A 20,219-nucleotide genomic window follows, 5' to 3' on the forward strand; every position below is an offset into this window, starting at 1 on the left:
GGTCCTCAGGGGAGTCCCCCGAGAGGATCCGCGCCATCTCGGCGTCCGGCGGAAGGGATCGACGGCCCCTTGTCAGCGTCGACGTGCCGGCACGGTCTCTTTCCTCCTGTCAGGGGTGGACGACGTGGGGGAGTTCGCGCCGTCTCACGGGGTCGGACGTGAGACGCCGCGCCATCGCGGAACGGCCAGGTCTTCCTTCAGATGGTTCTACGCAGCGTTGTTAGCGTTAACAATTCGACGGCGGAGATGTCCTCCTTGCGGAAGTCACCCGAGGGCGGTGGTGCAGCGGAGCAAATACGACGCCGCGAGCACTGTCAAGAGCCGGGGTCAGGGCTGCCTCCTGGATTGCGTCGTCCGGGCGCTCACACTCCTCCTCGGTGACGGACCCTGTTGAAAGTTTCACCGGCCGGGGCGTGCGGGGTGAGGTGCGGATTCGCCGGACGCCCGGGGGCCATGCGATGGGAAGGGGCCTGAGCGAACCGATTCGTCCGACGGCCTTGACAGATCTCACGGTGGTTTCGACACTCAGTCTCGCGTTCGGCTTCTTCCTGCCGGGGTCGGCGAGGAGCGGCAGGGATCGGCGGTGGCCCGGAGATCGGCCGTGCCCGCACCTGTCGAGGGCCCCTACCAGAAGGAGAAACGAATGCGATTGTGCATGCCTGGCCGGCGACGGCCCCCAGGGCACACCGCGAGCAGGCGTACGCCCCGCGTCCGGCGGCTGGTCGCCGCCGTCCACCTCGCGATCGCGACGATGGTGCCGGCGGGCTGGGCGGTCGCGGACGACGCCGCGGCCGCGACGAGACCGGTCGCCGCCGCGGCGGCCGTTGCGGCGGTGACGACTCCGCCGATGGGCTGGGCGTCCTGGAACACCTTCGCCGCCCAGATCAACTACAACGTGATCAAGGCGCAGGCGGACGCGATGGTGTCCTCGGGGATGAAGGACGCCGGCTACGAGTACGTCAACATCGACGAGGGCTGGTGGCAGGGAACGCGTGACGCGTCCGGCAACATCACGGTCGACACGGCGGAGTGGCCGGGCGGGATGAAGGCCATCGCCGACTACATCCACAGCAAGGGCCTGAAGGCCGGCATCTACACCGACGCCGGTCGGAACGGGTGCGGCTACTACTACCCGACCGGCCGTCCGGCCGCGCCGAACACCGGCAGCGAGGGCCACTACGACCAGGACTTCCTGCAGTTCTCCCGGTGGGGCTTCGACTTCGTGAAGGTCGACTGGTGCGGGGGTAGCGCCGAGGGCCTCAACCCTCGCACCGCCTACCAGGCGATCAGCGACGCGATCGACAGGGCCACGGCGCAGACCGGGCGGCCGATGGTGCTGTCGGTGTGCAACTGGGGGGTCCAGAACCCCTGGGACTGGGCGCCGAGCATGTCCACCATGTGGCGGACCAGCGGCGACATCATCTACTGGGGGCAGACCGCGTCGATGGACCGGGTGCTGGCCAACTTCGACTCCGCCCAGCATCCCGCCGCCCAGAGCCCGGGGCACTACAACGACCCCGACATGCTCGTCGTCGGGATGAACGGCTTCTCCGCCGCGCAGAACCGTACGCACATGGGCCTGTGGGCGATCTCGGGGGCGCCGCTGCTGGCCGGGAACAACCTCGCCACGATGAGCGCCGAGACCAGGGCGATCCTCACCAACCGGGAGGTGCTGGCCGTCGACCAGGACCCCCTCGGACGGCAGGGGGTGAAGGTGGCCGAGGACCAGAGCGGCCGCCAGGTGTATTCCAAGGTGTTGTCGGGCACCGGGCGGCGCGCGGTGCTCCTGCTCAACCGGACCACCTCGCCCGCCGCCATCACCGCCCGCTGGTCCGACCTCGGCCTCACCGGGCCGGCGGCCGTACGGAACCTGTGGACGGGGACCGACGCCGGGACGTTCGACGGCGGCTACACCGTGACCGTGCCCGCCCGCGAGGCGGTCCTGCTCACCGTCACAGGGAGTGGCGCCACTCCGTCCGCCAGCCCGTCGCCCACCTCCGGCACCGCGAGTGCGATCAAGGGCGTGGGGTCGGGCCGGTGCCTGGACGTCAGCGGGGCGTCACAGGCCAACGGCGCCCAGGCGCAGATCTGGGACTGCAACGGCCAGGCCAACCAGCAGTGGACGCCGACCGCCTCGGGTGAGCTGAGGGTCTACGGCAACAAGTGCCTGGATGTGAACGGCGGCGCCACGGCCGACGGCACCAGCGTGATCATCTGGGACTGCAACGGCCAGAACAACCAGAAGTGGCGCCTCAACTCCGACGGGAGCATCACCGCCGTAGGCGCGAACAAGTGCCTGGACGCCTACAACAACGGCACCGCCAACGGCACCAAGGTCGTCATCTGGACCTGCAACGGCCAGGCCAACCAGCGCTGGACCCGCGTCTGACCTCTCCGCGCACGCCCTTCGCCGGGACGGCACGATCCGCCCCGGCGAAGGCCGCGCCCGTCCCGGCGAAGGCCGTGCAGGCAGCCGCAGGCCGCGGCGCGGCCCTTCCCCTGGCCGGTGCGCCATGACGAGCGCTGAAGATCGGCGACGGACCAGTCGAGATCGCCAGTGTGTGAGACAATCCCGGCGTCATGCGCGCCACGCTCTCCTTCAGGCTCGCGCGGTCGGCCGCCTTCTCCGCCGTCTGCGTGCTCCTCGCCGTCGGCGCGCACCGGTTCGCCGGCGGAGGCGGGCCGACGCCCGCCGCGCTCCTCACGGGCGTGCTCGCGGTGACGGCCGGCGCGGCCGTCGCGGCGGGCCGGGAACGGTCGCCCCAGGCGATCGCCGGTCTGCTGGCCGGCGCCCAGGTGTTCCTGCACTGCCTCCTCGACGTCACGGGGTCCGCCGCGGCGTCGCACCCCACCTGGCACGGTGGTTTGAGCGCGCAGACCGGCATGCTCACCGCCCACCTCACCGCGGCGCTGCTCACCGGACTGTGGCTGTCGCGCGGCGAGGAGGCCCTGTGGTCCGTGCTGCGCGCGATCGGCGCCGGGGCGGTCCGCTGCCTGCGGGCGGTGGCCGTGCTGGTGCGTGCGCTGCTGGCGCTGTGGGGGGCCGATCTCACCGGCACCGGACATCCGCGCGGGCGCGCGGTGCCGGACTCCGAGCACGCCCCGCGCACGGCGGGCGTGCTGCGGCACGCGGTCGTCCGTCGCGGGCCGCCGGTTCTCCCCGTCCTCTGAGCTTCACGCGCGAGCGGCGCGTATCTCCCTTGGGACCATGCTCGTCCTCCATCGGATCGGCTGCTTCCCCACAGGGCCATGCTCGCGCGCCTTCGTAATCTCGCAGACGACTGGAGAACCCCCATGACCTCGTACGTCCGTCGTGCGGCCACCGTCGCCGCCGGCGCCCTCGCCCTCACCGTCGGTCTCGCCGTGCCCGCCCTGGCCCACGTCACCGTCAACCCCGGCACCGCCGTGCAGGGCTCCTGGACGAAGATCGCCTTCCGGGTCCCGAACGAGCGCGACAACGCCTCGACCACCAAGGTGGAGGTCGAGTTCCCGACCGACCACCCGCTGCCGTTCGTCTCGGTCCGCCCGGTCCCCGGGTGGGACGTCAAGCTCACCCGCGGCAAGCTGCCCAAGCCCGTCGTCTCGGACGACGGCGACACGATCACCGAGTCGGTACTGAAGATCACCTGGACCGGCGGGAAGATCGAGTCCGGCCAGTTCCAGGAGTTCGAGGCGTCGGTCGGCCCGCTGCCGAAGAACGTGGACGCGCTCACGTTCCCCACCGTGCAGACCTACTCCAACGACGAAGTCGTCAAGTGGGCGGACGCGCCGAAGGCCGACGGGTCCGAGCCCGAACACCCCGCGCCGACGCTGAAGCTGGTCGCCGCAGAGGAAGGGGAGGACGACCAGCACGGCGCCGCCCCCGCCTCGCCGGGCGCCGCCCCCACGGTGGCCGCCGCGGCGAGCGACGACGACGATGACGAGGGCGGGAACACCACCCCGGCCCTGGTGCTCGGCGGCCTCGGCCTCGTCGCCGGCCTGGTCGGGGCCGGGGCGGGCATCACCGCCCTGCGCCGCTCGCGCGGCTGAGCCGCCCTGCCCTATCGGGAGCCTCTTCCGGGTCACACGGCCCGGAAGGGGCTCCCTCTTCCGGCGTGCGACGGCAACCGACGCCGGTTCAGGCCACGCCTCCGGTGGCGCGGATGTTCTGACCGGTGATCCAGCGGCCGTCCGGACCGGCCAGAAACGCCACCACGTCGGCCACATCGCTCGGCCGCCCCAGCCGGCCGAGCGGGGTCATCGCGACGATCATCCGCAGGGCGTCGGCCGAATTGGCGCCGCGCAGCAGGTCGGTGTCCGTCGCACCCGGCGACACCGTGTTCACGGTGATGCCGCGTGTCCCGAGCTCCCGGGCGGCCGCAGCCGTCAACTGCTCAAGAGCGCCCTTGCTCATCAGATACGGAGCGATGCCCGGCGCAGGGCGAACGGTGTTCATCGTGGAGATGTTGACGATGCGCCCGTCGTCGCGCATATGCCTGGCCGCATGACGGACAGCCGAGAACGCGGACTTGACGTTGACGTTCATGACGCGATCGAAGAGCTCGTCCTCGGTCCCGGCGATGGGAGCCGGAGCGAAGTTCATCGCGGCGTTGTTCACCAGGATGTCCAGCCCGCCGAACTCCTCGTCCGCGACGGCCATCAACCGCTCCACGGCCCGGGGCTCGGCGAGGTCCGCCCGGACGCCACGGGCGCTGCCGCCAGCCTCTTCGACCGCACGCACGACCTCGGCGGCGGCGGCGTTGCTGCGCGCGTAGTTGAAGACGACGGCAGCGCCGTCGCGGGCCAGGCGCTCCACGATCGCACGGCCGATACCGCGAGACCCTCCCGTCACGACGGCGGTCTTGCCCTTCAACACTCCCACTGCGCCCTCCACGGCTTCCACGACTCCTCGGTCATCGAACGTACGCCTGGTAACGATCGACAGCCGTGGGTTATGCGGCGGGCGAACCCGGCAGGCGGGCCGCGGCCCGGACGCCGTCATGGGATCTGGACCGCGGCCGCCAGGAGGTACGGCGGTCAGGACAGGAGGGTCTCCCCGATCCAGCCGTCCGGGGAACAGCCCGGCGGTACGGCGAAGACGGCCGACCCGATGGGGGTGATCCACTGGTTCAGCAGGTCGACCTCCGCGAGCCGCTGCTGGATCGGGACGAACTGCCGTGCCACGTCGGCCTGGTACGACGCGAACAACAGGCCGGCGTCCGGCCGTCCCTCGGAGCTGAGGCCGTCCTCGTAGTTGTAGGCCCGGCGCAGGATCCGCATTCCCGGGTCGGCCACCCTGGCCCGGCGGATGTGCGCGTACTCGGAGATCACCGGCAGGCCCGACGGGCCGAGCGCGGCGAAGTCGGGCTCGTCGGTCTCGGCCCGGCCGGTCAGCGGCGCACCGGTGTCCAGCCGCCGCCCGACGCTGAACTCCTTGGCCGCCCGGTCCGCGGCGTCCCACTTCTCCAGGTCCATCCGGATGCGGCGGAGCACCAGCGTGGTGCCGCCGCGCAGCCACCCGTCGCGCACCCACACGGCCCGCTCGAAGTCCGCCGACCCCGGCCGGGGGTTGACGGTGCCGTCGAGCTGGCCCATCAGGTTGCGCTGGGTCGTCCCCGGCGCGCGCACCTGCGGACTCTGCCGGAATCCGTGCTGCGTCCACCGTACGGTCGCGAAGGAGCGGGCGTCCCTGACGAGCACGCGCAGCGCGTGCGCCAGCGTGACGCGGTCGTCCGCGCACACCTGCACCAGCAGGTCGCCGCCGCTCCAGCGGGGCTGGAGGGCGTCGACCTTGAACGCCGGCAGCGGCCGTGGCGCGAGCCGTCCGGCCCCCGCCGCCTCGAACAGGCCGGCGCCGAACCCGAAGGTGACGGTGAGCCGCGCGGGCAGCAGCGCCAGCTCGGCGTCGGTGTCGGCGAGGGCGGGCTCGCCCCGGGTGAGCCGCCGCGCGTCGTCGGTGAGCAGCCGCATCAGGCGCGCGAGCGCCGCGCGGCCGGTCCCCGGCCGCAGGTCGAACCCGGCGAACACCGCGAACGTCTGCGGAGCCGTGGCGATCCCCGCCTGGTGGAGGCCGTGGAAGGGTTCGACGGCGTCGCCCCCGGGAAGGGGCGCCGGCCCGGCCGATGCGCGCCCCGCCGGGTCCGGTACGGCCGACGCCGGGGCGCAGGCCGCCGCCGCGGCGGCGACGGCCCCTCCCGCGAGCAGGCCGCGCCGGGTCAGCCGCCGTCCCGCCGGGTATCCGCGCTCACTCATGAGGGGCGTAGGACTCGTTGGCGCCGGCGAACTCCTTGGCCACCGCGGTGAACGACACGGTCCTGCCGTCCTTCAGGGTGAGCGTGAAGGGCACCTCCGCACCGGGCTCGACGGCCGTGCGCACGTCCATGAGCATGATGTGGTCGCCGCCCGGCTGGAGCACGTGCCGGCCGCCGGCGGGGATCACGAACCCGCCCTGCTTGCGGCGCATGGTCATGGTGCCGCCGTCTCCGACGACCTCGTGCAGCTCCACCGAAGGGGAGACGGGAGTGCTCGCCGCGACGACGGTCACCGCCTCGCCGGTGGTGTTGACGAGTGTGGCGAAGACGGCGCTCATCCCGGAGCGGGCCGTCTTCACCCACGGGTCCTCGATCGACAGCGGGGCGGCGGCCGTGGCGGCCGCGGAGGCGGGGGTCTGCGTCGCGGCCGGCGAGACGGTGCCGGCCGCAGTGCCAGTCGCGGTGCCGGCCGCGGTGCCGGACGGCGCGGCACAGGCCGCGGCGGTCAGGAGCGCGGCCAGCGCCGCCGGGAGCACGCGGGTGACGGTCGTGATGGTCATGCAAAGCCTTCTCTCGGTCGTCCGGCGGGGCATGCGGGCGGCGTTCCCGGGCACGCGCGGCAGGCCCTGCGGGCGGTCCCCGGATGCGGGGCCGCGCGGCGTGGCCGACGGCCACGGCCGAGGACCGGGGCAGGCGCGCGGGCATGCTCCGCCGGAAAAGATCACTGACAGCCCCCGGGCCGTACGCGGCCGGGAGCGGGTGAGGAGGGCCGTCTCAGGCGGACGGCTGGAGAAGGCTCGGCGGGCCGCGCCGGGTGACGCAGTGACGCGGCGCGACGGAGCGCGGCAGGCGCGGCTCGTCCGGGTGCGGCGACGCCGGCGGCGTGAACACCGGCGGCGCCGGGTCGGCCGCGATCCGCGTGAGCCGTACGGCGAGCCGCCGCAGCAGCGCCCACAGGGCGGCCTCGCCCCTGGCCAGCCACAGCGCCGTCAGCACCACCGCCCAGCCGTGGCCGAGCAGCATTCCGAAGCCCGGCCCGGCATGCGCGTGTCCCGCCATGACGTGCCCGGCGAGGGCATGCCAGGCGGACGGCGACGGGGACGGGGACGACAGGGCGAACAGCACGTGCAACCCGACCTGCAGGGCCGCGAGCAGGGGCAGGATCGCGCGCAGCGTCCGTTCCCCGCCGGACAGGGGCAGCGCGGCGGCGAACACCGCCGGCAGGCCCAGCGCCAGCGCGCCGGGAGCGACCGCGCCGCCGCTGAACAGGTGCGCCACCACGCCCAGGCCGAGGCACACCGCGGTGAAGGCGGCGGCTCGGGCGAGGCGGAGAGGCGATGTCACCGGCATGGCACAGCCAATATCGCACGCCGGGTGCCCGGTCCCCGTTCCGGGACGCGTCGGAATGTGATCGGCATGAGGGGCATGCGTCGCGCGCCGGTGTCCCCCTGCACCACAGGGTGCCCTCCGCCCCGCGTCGGTCGATCGGCCACAGGGGTGGGCCCGGTCATCGGTCGGGTGCAGAGGCGCGGAAGAACTCGGCGAGGATGCGTGCCACGGGTTCGGGGCAGCCGCGCAGTTCCTCGTTCCAGCTGGAGGAGTGGTCGAGGCCCGGCAGCTCGACCCGCCGGGCGCCGGGTAAGGCCTGCGCCACACGAGCGAGAGCGTTCTTCAGGAGCGCGGAGCTGTTGCTCCCCCCGATCAGCAGCACGCTCGCGCGGATGTCACTGAAGGCGTGTGGGCCGTCGCTCATCTCGCTGATCATGTGGCCCTCGTGGTGCAGGGCGGCGGCCAGTTCGGCGAAGGATGGGTAATCGCCTTCGGGCGTCCGGCTCGTCATGCCCTTCGTCATGGCGGTCAGGAGCCAGTGCGGCATGGCGTTCAGGAACGCGGGCCCGAGCTGGGCGCCCTTCATGGCCGTGGCGAGCGCCGACGCCACCTTTCCCTGCGCCAGCTCCCGGTCATAGCGGGCCATCACCTTCGCGCCGGTCGCCCGGTCGGGGAACAGTAACGGCTCGTAGAGGGCGAGCTGGTCGATGCCGGGCAGCGTCAGCGCCGCCTGCAGCGCGATGAGCGCTCCGGCGCTGACAGCGAAGACGCTGCGGGCGCCGGTCGCGGTGAGTACCGCGGCCAGATCCTCCACGTCGCACCGGATGTCGTGGTCGTCCCGGTAGGGGCCGCTGAGGCCCCGGCCGCGCCGGTCCATGAGGTGGACGGTGAAGTCGCCGGACAGCGCCTCGGCGAGCTGCAGGTGGTGGTAGCCGGACGACATGGCTCCGTGGACGACGACGATGCCGGGGCCCTGGCCGAGCCGGCGGTAACCGATCGTCGTGCCGTCCTTGGAGGTCACCGACAGCTCGGTGCAGATGCTGGCGTTCATCGGCTGGATTCTCCGATCTTCTTGGGCGCGCCCGTCGGGGCCGGACCTCGACCACGTCGGGGTATCGCGAATAGTTGATCCTGACTATAAAAAGCCGTTTAGTCAGTGTCAACTATTTGATACGGTATAGTCGTAAGTGACTGGGAGGCGTGATGGAGAAGCAACGCAAGGTGTCGAACCCGCTGGCGCTGGCGGTACTGGCGTTCCTGTCCACAGCGCCGATGCACCCCTACGAGCTGGGCAAGCGGCTGCGGGAAACAGACAAGGACCGCAGCATCAGGTACAACCACGGCTCGCTCTACATGGTGATCAAGCAGCTCGCCAAGGTCGGCTTCGTCGCCGAACAGGACACGGTGCGCGACGGCGGGCGGCCCGAGCGCACCGTTTACGCGATCACTGATGAAGGTCGTGACGAGATGCGGAACTGGCTGCGTGAGCTGGTCGCCGAGCCGCGGCGCGAGTACCCGCACTTCGGTGTGGCGCTGTCGCTGATCAGCGTCCTACCTCCAGACGAGGCGGCCGGCCTGCTCGACCGCAGGCTGCGGGCGCTGGCGAGCGAGATCGAGGAGATCCGGTCGGCTGTAGAGGCCGCCGCCGGTGCAGGCGTCTCCTGGGTGTTCCTGGCCGACGACGAGTACCATCTCGCGATCCTGGAGGCCGAGCACCAATTCGTCTCCCGGCTCGTCGACTCGCTCCGTCAGCCGGATCACGTTAGGGAGTGGCGCGAATTCTTCGAAGGCCGCACCTGGCCGGCGCGCCCCTCGCCGAAGGCCGGCCTGTCGTTCCATCGCTGTACCCACGGCTGAAACAGGCCGGCCCGTTCAAGGCGCCACCCGAGCCTGCGGACCTCGCAGCCCCTCGCCGATCCGACCGGGCGGCTTGGCGGGTTGATGAGAGGCATGAAAACCCACGTGAAGGGCTGATCGCCGTGCCATCAGCCGGGGTAAAGAGGCGTTCGACCCTCGCAGCGCCGTCAGTCGAACCAGACGACCAAGCGCACGCCTTCGGGCCCGAACCGCCTCGCCAATGCCTGCATCACCTCGAAGACGTGTTCCCATCCGGTGCCGGGTCCCAGTGCGTCCTCTCGCGTCACGAAGCGATACTCGAGCGTCGCTCCGGAAACGTCCCAGCGACCCATCGGAGCCTCGACGGGCGAGGCGCCCAACGGCGGCATGCCGTACTCCTCCACGACAACCTCGGGCCACTGGTCATCGACCCGATACCGGCTGATCGAGGAGCCATGTCGTGGCTGAACATCAAGCACCCCCCGAGCGGCGGGACGCACAGTCATATCCAGATCACGCAGCTCCGCCCAGGTAACCCAGGTACAGCCACGTATGGCGGCGTCGACCCGGACGGAGTCCTCATAGTCGGTACGGACAGGTTTCGACGCGTCGGCGGGGAGGCCACGGCCGGCCGCGAGCGGGGTCCAGCCGAGCCGGTTACGAACACCGAAGAGGCAGCCGAACGAGTCATAGTCGCGGCCGTCATAGAGCGGGTAGAGGGGCATGGACACCGCCCATGCATCCCAGTCGTACCAGTCCTCGTCGGCGGACGGATGGCGAGCCTCGATGTAGCCGTAGATGTCGGTGCCCACGCCGACAGGTTAGACCTGTTTGGATCGTCGGCCTTTTCCGCTCCACGAAGAGCCGCGATCGACCGACCGGTTCTGCCAGATGGAGTAGCAGGAAGCCCGAGAAGCCAGGAGATCAGGCGCTCGCGTGCCCGTCGCGTGCCCGGCGGAGCTTACCGGCGACCGGCGCCGCGTCCACCCGGACTCAGGCCGGCTGTTGACCACCCGGGCCGAGGTGCCCGGCGCGCCGCTCCCGGTCCGGCCGGGGCAGCCGCAGGCCTCCGCCGCCCGGCGTGCCCGGGCAGGTCGTGCGAGCGGCATAGGAAATGGGCCGTTTGGGCACTTCAAGAGGTATCGGGGGCGTGTTCGATGGGGGGAACCATGGCTGTATCGGCGGACCTGGCGAAGCTGCTCGACCGCGAGTACGAGGACAAGACCCTGGACGAGATCATCAAGGCGCCGGTGGACGCGCTGGCCGGGGTGAGCGCGGAGGACGCGGAGCTGCTGAAGAAGGCCTTCCACATCAAGACCGTCGGGGATCTCGGCCGCAACAAGTTCTTCCGGGCGGCCACCGCGCTCGTCGATCTCACCGACAGCAAGAAATAATCGGGCATCCCGTCCGGCCGGCGGCCGTTGTAGAAGATTTCCGTCGCCTTATAGGTTGATGGAAGGTATCTACAAAGGAGCGGCCGTGGGGGCTCTGTTCGTCGGCGTGGACGGGGGAGGCACCAGCACGCGCTGCGTCGTGGTCACCGAGTCGGGCGAGATCGCCGGGCGGGGACGGGCCGGCGGCGCCAACGCGATCTCGGTCCCCGACCCGGCCGCCAACCTGCGCGCCGCGCTGCTCGGCGCGCTGGAGGGCCTCGACCCCGCGCGGGTCGCCGGCGGCGTGTTCGGCCTGGCCGGAGCCGCCCGCGCCGCGGAGCCCGCGGAGCGGGCCTGGCGGGAGGCCGGGCTCGCGGGGCGCCCGGCGGTGGTCGCCGACGTGCTCGTCGCCTTCACCGGCGCCACCGATCAGCCGGACGGTGCGGTCCTGGTGGCCGGCACCGGCGCGATCGGCGCCCGCATCCGCGACCGCCGCATCGTACGGCGGGCCGACGGCCTCGGCTGGCTGCTGGGCGACGAGGGGTCGGGCGTGTGGCTGGGCCGCCGGGCCGCCGCCGCGGCGCTGAACGCGATCGACGGCAGGGGCGCGCCCACGGTGCTGGTCGCCCGGGTGGCCGAGGCCGTGCTGGGAGCGGGGGCGGCCGGCGAGGACGACGGGCCCGCGCTCACCCAGGCTCTGGTCGCGGCCGTCTACGCGCGGGTCGCCGAGGCGGGGCCCGCCTGGCTGGGCACGCTCGCGCCCGTGGTGGACGCCGCCGCCCGCGAGGGCGACGAGGTGGCGCGCGGCATCGTCGCGGAGGCGGCCCGCAGGCTGTGCCGTACGGCACGGGTCGTCGTGGGGGAGGGCGCCCGGCGATGGGGAGCCCAGGCGGAGGGCGGCCTGGACCAGGTAGGCGCAGGGCCGCTGGTGCTCGCGGGGTCGCTGCTGACCGAGCCGACCGAGCTCGCCCATCTGGTCCGGGCCGAGCTGGGCAGGCGGGCCGTGCTGGTGCCCGCCAGGGACAACGCGGCGGGCGCCGCCGCGCTCGCGGTGCGGGCCGTCCTGCCCGGCGACCCGCGTGCCGCCGAAGCCCACCGCGTGCTGATCGGGCAGGAGGTCGCATGATCGGCGGCGAGCTGGACCGGATGGCGTTGGCCGTGCTCCAGCCCGGTTTCGAGGGCACAGACCCGCCCGCGTGGCTGCGGCGGGCGCTCGCGGAGGGCCTGGGCGGCGTGGTCCTGTTCGCCCGCAACGTCGCCGGTCTCGACGGGACGGCCGCCCTGGTCGCCGAGCTGCGCCGGGAACGGCCGGACGTGGTCGTCGCCATCGACGAGGAGGGCGGCGCCGTCACCCGGCTGGAGGCCGCCACCGGCAGCTCATGGCCGGGCAACCTGGCGCTGGGCGTGGCGGGCGACGAGTCGCTGACCCGCCGGGTGGCGCGGCAGATCGGCCGGATGGTCGCCGCCGCCGGCGTCACCCTCGACTACGCCCCTGTGGTGGACGTCAACGCCGATCCCCGCAACCCCGTCATCGGCGTGCGTTCCTTCGGCTCCGACCCCGAGGAGGTCGGCCGCCACGGCGCCGCCTGGATCGAGGGACTGCAGAGCGCGGGGGTGGCCGCCTGCGCCAAGCACTTCCCCGGCCACGGGGACACGGTGACCGACTCCCACCTGGCGCTGCCCGCCGTACGGGCCTCTCGTGAGGTGATAGAACGGCGCGACCTGCCGCCGTTCCGGGCCGCCATCGCGGCCGGGGTGCGCGCCGTGATGTGCGGTCACCTGCTCGTCCCCGCCGTCGACGCGCTTCCGGCGACGCTGAGCCGGGCGGTGCTGACCGGCCTGCTGCGCGAGGAGCTGGGGTTCGACGGGCTCGTGGTGACCGACGCGATCGAGATGCGCGCGGTCGCCGCCCTGCACGAGCCGGGCGAGATCGCGGTCCGCGCGCTGGCGGCCGGGGCCGACGCGATCTGCGTCGGAGTGTCCTCGGCCAGAGGGGAGAGCGTCTACGCGCTGCGCGACGCGATCACCGGCGCGGTTCGCGAGGGACGGCTGGCGGAGGAGCGCCTGGCCGAGGCGGCGGGCCGGGTGCGGGACCTGGCCGCGTGGTACGACGCGCAGGCCGGGGCCAGGGCCGCGGTGGCCCGCGACGCCGACGAGGGCCTCGGCCTGGCGGCGGCGACGGCCGCCCTGCGCGCGATCCCGGCGGAGCAGGCGGCGCCGCTGACGAAGGCGCCGCTTGTAGTGCACCTGGCGGCGAGGCCCAGCCAGGCCGTCGGCCGCGCGACCCCGCTGAAGCTCGGCCGGGCGATCGAGGAGATATTGCCCGGGACGGTGACGGCCGAGGTGGACGACGACGGGCGCCTGCCGGATCTGAGCGAGGCCGGGCGCCCGCTCGTGATCGCCGTTCACGACGCCGGACGACACGCCTGGATGCGGCGGCTCCTCGACGACGCGCTGCGGGCCCGCCCGGACGCGGTCGTGGTCGAGACGGGTGTGCCGGGGCCGCCCGCCGGGCGGCTGTACCTCGCCACCCACGGCAACTCCACGGCCTCCGCGCGGGCGGCGGCGCGCTGGCTCACCGGCGCCGTCTGATCAGTCCGAAGATCCCTCAAGCGGGACGTCTTCCCAGGTAGTGGGCTCGGGTAAAAATTAACTCCATCACCGCGTCTGCCCGTGGAAAAAATTGACGGCATCGCGAGAGCGCCCGTATTGTCCAGGCAATCGGGAACCAGGAGCAGCCCATGAAGCGACTCGCGGCGATCGTGGCTCTGGCGTCGATCGTCACAGCCACCGCCTGCGGCACTACCGGGACGACGGACACCGCCCAGCAGGGCGGCGGCGTGTACACCACGATCGACGGCAGCAAGCAGATCAACGCGAGCGCGCCGATCAACCCGTTCAACCCCGTCGGATCGGTCTTCTCGGGATACAACGGCATGGCGCTGGCGTGGCCCAAGAACGACCCCACCGATCCCAACCAGTTCTACCCGGCCATCGCCAGTAGCTGGAGCATGTCCCCGGACCGGTCGGAGGTCGTCATCCACCTGCAGCCGAACGCCAGGTGGTCCGACGGCACGCCGGTGACCAGCGAGGACGTGCGCGTCTCTGTCGGTCTCGCCTACACCCAGGGCGGCACGGCGTACGCGCTGGACCCCAAGGCGGCGGGCGCCGCCGCCGACATCCAGGTCGTCGACCCCAAGACGATCAGGGTGACGCAGGGCGCCAACCGCAGCTCGACGTTCCTCGCCAACCTGCTGTCGACCGTGGTCGTGCCCGCGCACGTCTTCGGGAAGCTGCTGCCTGCGGACTTCTGGCAGACGCTCAAGGTCGCCCAGCACGGACAGGGCGCGGCGGCCGAGAAGGCGAAGAACCAGATCACCGGGCTGGCGGAGAAGGTCATCGCCTTCAACCCCGGCCACGACGTGTCCGCCGGGCCGTTCGTGCTGGAGCGGGTGAACCCGGGCGCGGCGCTGCTCAAGCGCAACCCTTATTTCTACGCCCGGCAGAACATCGCGCCGGACAAGGTGAAGATCTTGAACTACACCGGCAACGAGCAGATCTGGAACTACCTGATCGCCGGCCGGCTGGACAACGCCCCCTTCACCTCCGTGCCCACCGCCGTCATGAACCGGATCCGCGGCGCGAAGGGCAGCGAGGTGGTCAAGGGCTACTCGCCCGTGGCGGTCTCCCTCGCGTTCAACCAGTCGCACAAGCCGTACGACAACGTGCACGTGCGGCGGGCGATGGCCTATCTGATCGACCGCTCGCAGGTCACGAGGATCGCCTCCCCGGAGGGCGGCACGCCCGCCACCACCACCTCGGGCATCCACGCCAAGGCCGCCCGGGCCTGGCTGGGCGACGCGTTCGACACGCTCGAGCAGTACCGCGTGAACTCCGCCAAGGCCGACGCCGAGCTGAAGGCGGCCGGCATGACCAAGCGGAGTGGCCGCTGGACCCTGCCGGACGGCAGCCCGTGGAAGGTCCGCATCCACGTGCCCGCGTCGTTCTCCGACTGGGTCGCCGCGGCCAAGTCGATCAGCAGTCAGCTCGGCGACCACGGCATCGACGCGAGCGTGGTCACCGCCGCCGACTACACGCTCTATCTCGGTGAGCTCGCCGACGGCAAGTACGACCTCGGGTTCTGGCTGATCGGCCTCGGCCCCTCGCCGTACAACATCTTCCAGCGGCTGTTCGGCCAGGCGAACGGCTGGCAGATGTTCGGCGGCCGGCTGCGGCACGTCGCGCCGGGCACCGAGGGCAACTGGATGGGCGGCCCGGAGAAGGTCGACGCCGGCGCCGCCGGCACGGTCGACCCGGGCGAGCTGACCAGCAGGCTGAACTACGCGTCCCACGACGAGCAGCAGCGCATCGTCGGCGTCCTGGCCAAGGTCGCCAACGAGCAGCTCCCGGTCGTCCAGCTCTGGGACTACGTGAACACCCAGTTCGTGAACACCTCCCGGTACACCGCGTTCCCGCCCGACGACGACGAGTCCCTGCGGCTGTCGTCCGGGGTGTGGATGCAGCTCGGGATGATCAGGAAAGCGGAGAAGGGGCAGGCATGACGCACGCCGTTCCGGGGCGTCCCCGGCTGGGCGCCATCGCCAGGAAGATCGGCGGCCACCTGGTCCGCGGCCTGGCGATGATCTGGGTCGTCGCCACGATCAGCTTCGTCATCATCCGGGAGATCCCCGGCAACCCCGTGCTCGGGCAGTACGAGAGCCTGATCCAGAAGGGCATGTCGCCCGAGCAGGCCGAGCGGGCCACCGCCGTCCTGTACGGCTTCCTGCCCACCGGCAACCTGTGGCAGCAGTACGTCGGCTACATGGGCTCGCTGATCCACCTCGACCTCGGGCGTTCGCTCAGCACGCCCGGTGTGGAGGTGACCACGCTCATCGGGCACGCCGCCCGGTGGACCGTGCTGCCGGTCCTCGCCGGCACGCTGCTGAGCTTCCTGCTCGGCGTCACCATGGGCGTCTACGCCGCGATCAAGCGGTCGGGCAAGCTGGGCGACGCGCTCGCGCTGTCGGGCTCGCTGCTGCACGGCGTGCCGGTGTACGTCATCGGCCTGCTGCTCACCGCGATCTTCGCCACGCTGTGGCCGATCATGCCGTCGGGCGGGCCGGTGGACGTCGAGTTCGTCCCCGGCTTCAACGCCGGCTACATCGGCTCGCTGGTGCACCACGCCGTGCTGCCCGTCGTCACGTACACGCTGGCCAGCTACGGCGGGTGGATCCTCGCGATGAAGTCGAACGTCGTCGCCGTGCTCGGCGACGACTTCATCCTCGCGGCCGAGCTGCGCGGGCTGCGGCGCGGCTTCGTGTTCCGGTATCTCGCGCGCAACGCGATCCTGCCGCTGTTCACGATCCTCGCCCTGTCGATCGGCATGCTGTTCGGCGGCTCGATCTTCATCGAGGAGATCTTCAACTACCCGGGCCTGGGCCTGCTGCTCGTCAACAGCATCAGCAGCCGCGACTACGCGCTGATGGGCGGCACGTTCCTGGTGATCACGGTGGGCATCGTCGTCGCCAACATCGCCGCCGACCTGCTGTACACGGTGATCGACCCGCGGGTCAGGAGCGGAGGCGCGGCATGACCGTCATCGTCAACCCGGAGGGGGCGATCAGCCCCGAGGCCGCGCCGGCCGCGACCACGCGGGCCACGCTGCGGCGCAACTTCTGGCGCGGGGTGTGGCGGGTGCTGCGGCGCAAGCCCAGCCGCATGGCCGGGGTGGTCATCGTGGCCCTGTTCGCGCTCATGGGCGCGGCCGGGCCGCTGCTCTACCCCGCGCAGCTGCCGCGCGACGACAACGCGCTGTACGCGCCGCCGAGCCTGGCCCATCCCTTCGGCACCGACTTCGAGGGCACCGACGTGCTCGCGCTGGTCGTCACCGGCGCGCGCTACGTGCTGCTCACCGGCCTGGCCACGGCCGTCATCACGGTCGCGCTCGGCACGCTCATCGGGCTGGTCGCGGGCTTCCACCGCGGCCGGTGGGACACGCTGCTGATGCGGCTGACCGACATGAACCTCGCGATCCCCGGCCTGCCGCTGCTGCTCGTGCTGTCCACGGTGTGGAAGTTCGAAAGCCCGCTGGAGATGGGCCTGGTGCTCGGGGTGCTCGGCTGGGGCGGCATCGCCCGCGCCGTGCGGTCGCAGACGCTGTCGCTGCGCGAGCGCGGCTTCATCGAGGCCGCCCGCGGCCTCGGCCTGCCCACCCGGCACATCATCGGCCGCGAGCTGCTGCCGAGCATGGCGCCCTACATCGCGATGAACATGCTCATCGCCGTCACCGGCGCGGTGTACGCCCAGGTGGGCCTGTTCTTCCTCGGCGTGCTGCCGTTCGAGTCGAACAACTGGGGTGTGATGCTCAACCTCGCCGTGTTCAACGGCGGGGCGCTCACCACTCCCGCCGCGCTGCCGTACCTGCTGGCCCCGCTGATCGCGATCCTGTTGCTCACCCTGGGCATCGTGCTGATCGTGGACGCGATGGACGAGATCTTCAATCCCCGCCTGCGGGAGGAGTAGCCCCTATGACCGCTCACACGGCCGCACGTCACACGGCCGCGCGTGACATGGAAGCACCGGGGGTCCGGATCCGGGACCTCACGGTCGTCTACAAGACGCCCGCCGGCGAGCTGCCCGCCGTACGCGGCGTCGACCTCACCCTCGCCCCCGGCACGATCACCGGTGTCGTCGGCGAGTCGGGCTCGGGCAAGTCGACGCTCGCGTTCTCCCTGCTCAACGCCGTCCAGCCGCCCGGCAGGATCGCGGCGGGCAGCGTCGAGATCGACGGCCTCGGCGACGTGCTGACGCTGCGGGGCGAGGACCTGCGCCGCGCCCGCGGACGCCAGGTCGGGTACGTCTTCCAGGCCGCGCAGAACTCGCTGAACCCGCTCAAGACCATCGGCAAGCAGCTGCTCGACCTCGGCCGCTCCCACGACGTGGAGGACCTGCGGGGGCTGGTGCGCGACGCCAAGGACCTGCTGGCCCGCATGGGCATGGACGGCGCCCGGGTGCTCGACTCCTACCAGCACGAGCTGTCCGGCGGTATGCGCCAGCGGGTCGGCATCATGCTCGCGCTCGTCCTGAACGCCAAGGTCGTCGTTCTGGACGAGCCGACCACCGCCCTCGACATGATCACGCAGGCGACGATCCTGCGGATCATCCGCGAGGTCCACGAGGAGCGGGCGCTCACCACGCTCGTCATCACCCACGACGTCGGCGCGGTCGCCGAGGTCGCCGACAGCCTCGCCGTCATGTACGGCGGCCGGGTCGTCGAGCACGGCCCGGTGGCCGAGGTGCTCGGGGACGCCCGGCACCCGTACACCCAAGGCCTGATCAGGGCGATCCCGCGCCTGTCTGGCGACCTGTCGCTGGCCAGGGCGCTGCCGGGCCGCCCGCCGACGCTCGGGACGCTGCCGAAGCAGGGCTGCGTCTTCCGCGAGCGCTGCGAGCGGCGCATGGAGGTGTGCGACAGCGACGAGCCGATGTCCGTCCACAGGGACGGCCGCACCGTCGCCTGCCACGCCGCCGACCGCCACCTCACGCTGGTCAAGCGCAAGGAGCTCGTGTGATCACAGGAACCGGGATCACCAAGATCTTCAAGCAGCGCGGCGGCGTGCTCGGCGCCCGCGAGGTGCCCGCGCTGCGCGGCGTGGACTTCGCCATCGCCAAGGGCGGCGCCGTCTCGTTCATCGGCGAGTCGGGCAGCGGCAAGACCACCCTCGGCCGGATCATCGCCGGGCTGGAGACCCACGACGCCGGCGAGATCGTCATCGACGGCGTGCCGATGTCCACGCTCAGCCACCGCAGGCGGCAGCCGTACTTCCGCCGGATCCAGCTCATCCACCAGGATCCCTACTCGGCGCTCAACCCCACCCGGACGATCCACCAGGCGTTGGAGGCTCCGCTGCGGCTGCGTGCCCGGCAGACGGGCCGTCCGAGGTCGTGGGTCGACGAGCGGGCCGCGGAGCTGCTGGCGATGGTCGGCATCGACCCCGGCTACGTGCTCCCGCGCTACCCCCACCAGCTGTCGGGCGGCATGCGCCAGCGCGTCGTGATCGCCCGCGCGCTCACCATGGACCCCGAGGTGCTCGTCGCCGACGAGGCCGTCTCGATGATCGACGTGTCGCTGCGCCTGGGCATCCTCGCGCTGTTGAAGGACCTGCGCGAGCGCCTCGGCGTGGGCGTGCTGTTCATCACCCACGACATCGCCACCGCCCGCTACATCGGCGACGACGGCGAGCTGTACGTGCTCTACCGCGGCCAGGTCGTCGAGCGGGGCGCCACCGAGAAGATCATCGCGGATCCGGTGCACCCTTACACGCAGTCGCTGCTGTCGGCGATCCCGGTGCTGCACGGCCTGGAACGGCCGGGCGCGGAGCGGGTCGTGCCGAGGGAGATGCAGCGGGAGGGAGAGCCCGACGGCGGCTGCCTGTTCGCCCGGCGCTGCCCGTTCAGCACCGAGCGCTGCGAGAGCGAGATGCCCGTGCTGGGCCGCGACGGCGAGCCCGGACAGGAGAGCGAGCAGGAGTACGCCTGCTTCCACCCCAGGCGGCGCAGCGTGATCCCGGTGGGGGTGGGCGAGTGACGGACATCCTTCCTGTCGAGGCGGACGGGACGCTTGAGCGCCTGGCCGCCGCCGCCCTGTGGGCCGACGCCGAGGACGCCGCACTGGTCGTACGGCGGCTGGCCGACCCGCCGCGCGAGCGCGCGTGGACGGTCCTGGCCACGCCGGACCGCGACGGCGTGGTGTTCGCCTCGATCGGCGCGGACGGCGCCGGTCACATCGACCTGATCGCCGTCGATCCCGCCGCCCAGGGCCGGGGGATCGGGCGGGCGCTCGTCGCCGCGGCCGAGGAGTGGATGCGGGCGCACGGCGCGGCCGAGGCGAGGTTCGCCGGCAACCCGCCCTGCTACGCCTGGCCCGGGATCGACGTGCGCTACACCCCGGCCGCCTGCCTGGCCGAGAGCCTGGGGTACGAGCAGTATCGCGTGGCCTGGAACATGACGGCCGGCCTGCCCGCCCGCTACGACGGGGCCGAGCACGAGGCCGACCTGGCCAAGCTCGCCGCGGCCGGGGTCACCGTCGCCGCGGCTCCCGTGGGGGATCGCGGCGCGGTGGCGGCCTTCGTCCGCGAGCAGTGGAACGACAAGTGGGCCTGGGAGGCCGAGCAGGCGACCGGCCTGCACTATGCCTATCGCGACGGGGAGATCCTCGGCTTCGCCGCCTGGGGCGCCCGGCCGCTGTGGTTCGGGCCGATGGGCACGGCCGAGGCCGCCCGCGGCCTCGGCGTGGGCCGGGTGCTGCTGCGCCGCTGCCTCGACGAGCAGGCCGCCGCGGGGCAGACGTCCGCGCAGATCGGCTGGGTGGGCCCGCTCCGCTTCTACTCCCGGGCGGTGGGCGCCCGCGCCGAGCGGGTGTTCTGGCTCTACCGCCGCGTGCTGGCCTGAT

Annotated in this window: 19 protein-coding genes; 13 read left to right on the top strand and 6 right to left on the bottom strand. The window is 72.2% G+C overall.

From position 1 onward, the window contains the following. Window positions 1-643: 643 nt before the first annotated feature. The 3 genes from ABZ860_RS22320 to ABZ860_RS22330 all read left to right on the top strand — a co-directional run bounded on the left by ABZ860_RS22320 (window position 644) and on the right by ABZ860_RS22330 (window position 4,029). Window positions 644-2,389: a lectin gene (locus ABZ860_RS22320; protein WP_357223043.1), complete on the top strand. Its 1,746-nt coding sequence runs from the start codon at window positions 644-646 to the stop codon at window positions 2,387-2,389. A gap of 191 nt (window positions 2,390-2,580) precedes the next feature. Then, the gene (locus tag ABZ860_RS22325) at window positions 2,581-3,171 is read left to right on the top strand and encodes an MFS transporter (protein WP_357223046.1); all 591 of its coding nucleotides are present in this window, start codon (window positions 2,581-2,583) and stop codon (window positions 3,169-3,171) included. A 123-nt stretch (window positions 3,172-3,294) separates the two neighbouring features. Next, window positions 3,295-4,029, top strand: a complete 735-nt coding sequence (locus tag ABZ860_RS22330) for a YcnI family protein (RefSeq protein ID WP_357223049.1) — start codon at window positions 3,295-3,297, stop codon at window positions 4,027-4,029. Between the two features lie 88 nt (window positions 4,030-4,117). Here ABZ860_RS22330 and ABZ860_RS22335 read toward each other — a convergent pair whose 3' ends face one another. The 5 genes from ABZ860_RS22335 to ABZ860_RS22355 all read right to left on the bottom strand — a co-directional run bounded on the left by ABZ860_RS22335 (window position 4,118) and on the right by ABZ860_RS22355 (window position 8,610). After that, window positions 4,118-4,882 (bottom strand): glucose 1-dehydrogenase, encoded by a 765-nt coding sequence (locus ABZ860_RS22335; RefSeq protein ID WP_357223052.1) that lies wholly within the window; start codon window positions 4,880-4,882, stop codon window positions 4,118-4,120. Window positions 4,883-5,016: 134 nt separating this feature from the next. Then, complete coding sequence (locus tag ABZ860_RS22340; protein ID WP_357223055.1) at window positions 5,017-6,231, bottom strand: Dyp-type peroxidase; 1,215 nt, start codon at window positions 6,229-6,231, stop codon at window positions 5,017-5,019. Then, window positions 6,224-6,790 (bottom strand): copper chaperone PCu(A)C, encoded by a 567-nt coding sequence (locus ABZ860_RS22345; RefSeq protein ID WP_357223058.1) that lies wholly within the window; start codon window positions 6,788-6,790, stop codon window positions 6,224-6,226. Before ABZ860_RS22345 ends, ABZ860_RS22340 begins: the two co-directional genes overlap by 8 nt. Before the next feature lie 214 nt (window positions 6,791-7,004). After that, window positions 7,005-7,574, bottom strand: a complete 570-nt coding sequence (locus ABZ860_RS22350; protein ID WP_357223061.1) for an MFS transporter — start codon at window positions 7,572-7,574, stop codon at window positions 7,005-7,007. Between the two features lie 163 nt (window positions 7,575-7,737). After that, entirely contained in the window at window positions 7,738-8,610 is an 873-nt protein-coding gene (locus ABZ860_RS22355) for an alpha/beta hydrolase (RefSeq protein ID WP_357223064.1), read from the bottom strand. Window positions 8,611-8,762: 152 nt separating this feature from the next. Between ABZ860_RS22355 and ABZ860_RS22360 the strand changes: the two genes are divergently transcribed. After that, window positions 8,763-9,416 (top strand): PadR family transcriptional regulator, encoded by a 654-nt coding sequence (locus ABZ860_RS22360; protein WP_357223067.1) that lies wholly within the window; start codon window positions 8,763-8,765, stop codon window positions 9,414-9,416. 167 nt (window positions 9,417-9,583) lie between these two features. Here ABZ860_RS22360 and ABZ860_RS22365 read toward each other — a convergent pair whose 3' ends face one another. Further along, a complete protein-coding gene (locus ABZ860_RS22365) occupies window positions 9,584-10,207 on the bottom strand; it encodes a hypothetical protein (RefSeq protein ID WP_357223071.1) in 624 nt (207 codons plus the stop codon). 357 nt (window positions 10,208-10,564) lie between these two features. Between ABZ860_RS22365 and ABZ860_RS22370 the strand changes: the two genes are divergently transcribed. The 9 genes from ABZ860_RS22370 to ABZ860_RS22410 all read left to right on the top strand — a co-directional run bounded on the left by ABZ860_RS22370 (window position 10,565) and on the right by ABZ860_RS22410 (window position 20,218). Then, window positions 10,565-10,789: a hypothetical protein gene (locus tag ABZ860_RS22370; RefSeq protein ID WP_030509920.1), complete on the top strand. Its 225-nt coding sequence runs from the start codon at window positions 10,565-10,567 to the stop codon at window positions 10,787-10,789. Between the two features lie 85 nt (window positions 10,790-10,874). After that, window positions 10,875-11,894, top strand: a complete 1,020-nt coding sequence (locus tag ABZ860_RS22375) for a BadF/BadG/BcrA/BcrD ATPase family protein (protein ID WP_357223074.1) — start codon at window positions 10,875-10,877, stop codon at window positions 11,892-11,894. Further along, a complete protein-coding gene (locus ABZ860_RS22380) occupies window positions 11,891-13,360 on the top strand; it encodes a glycoside hydrolase family 3 protein (protein ID WP_357223077.1) in 1,470 nt (489 codons plus the stop codon). Before ABZ860_RS22375 ends, ABZ860_RS22380 begins: the two co-directional genes overlap by 4 nt. A gap of 149 nt (window positions 13,361-13,509) precedes the next feature. Further along, on the top strand, window positions 13,510-15,330 hold the full coding sequence (locus ABZ860_RS22385; protein ID WP_357223080.1) for an ABC transporter substrate-binding protein: 1,821 nt from the start codon (window positions 13,510-13,512) through the stop codon (window positions 15,328-15,330). After that, window positions 15,327-16,361, top strand: coding sequence for an ABC transporter permease (locus tag ABZ860_RS22390; protein ID WP_357223083.1), 1,035 nt, complete (start codon window positions 15,327-15,329; stop codon window positions 16,359-16,361). Before ABZ860_RS22385 ends, ABZ860_RS22390 begins: the two co-directional genes overlap by 4 nt. Next, a complete protein-coding gene (locus ABZ860_RS22395) occupies window positions 16,358-17,290 on the top strand; it encodes an ABC transporter permease (RefSeq protein WP_357223086.1) in 933 nt (310 codons plus the stop codon). The genes ABZ860_RS22390 and ABZ860_RS22395 overlap by 4 nt, the downstream gene beginning before the upstream one ends. A 5-nt stretch (window positions 17,291-17,295) precedes the next feature. After that, on the top strand, window positions 17,296-18,339 hold the full coding sequence (locus tag ABZ860_RS22400; protein WP_357223089.1) for an ABC transporter ATP-binding protein: 1,044 nt from the start codon (window positions 17,296-17,298) through the stop codon (window positions 18,337-18,339). Then, entirely contained in the window at window positions 18,336-19,355 is a 1,020-nt protein-coding gene (locus ABZ860_RS22405) for an ABC transporter ATP-binding protein (protein ID WP_357223092.1), read from the top strand. The genes ABZ860_RS22400 and ABZ860_RS22405 overlap by 4 nt, the downstream gene beginning before the upstream one ends. Then, complete coding sequence (locus tag ABZ860_RS22410) at window positions 19,352-20,218, top strand: GNAT family N-acetyltransferase (protein WP_357223095.1); 867 nt, start codon at window positions 19,352-19,354, stop codon at window positions 20,216-20,218. Before ABZ860_RS22405 ends, ABZ860_RS22410 begins: the two co-directional genes overlap by 4 nt. Window position 20,219: the final 1 nt, after the last annotated feature.

The organism is Microbispora sp. NPDC046973 (genome assembly GCF_040644495.1).
Taxonomy (GTDB): Bacteria; Actinomycetota; Actinomycetes; order Streptosporangiales; family Streptosporangiaceae; genus Microbispora.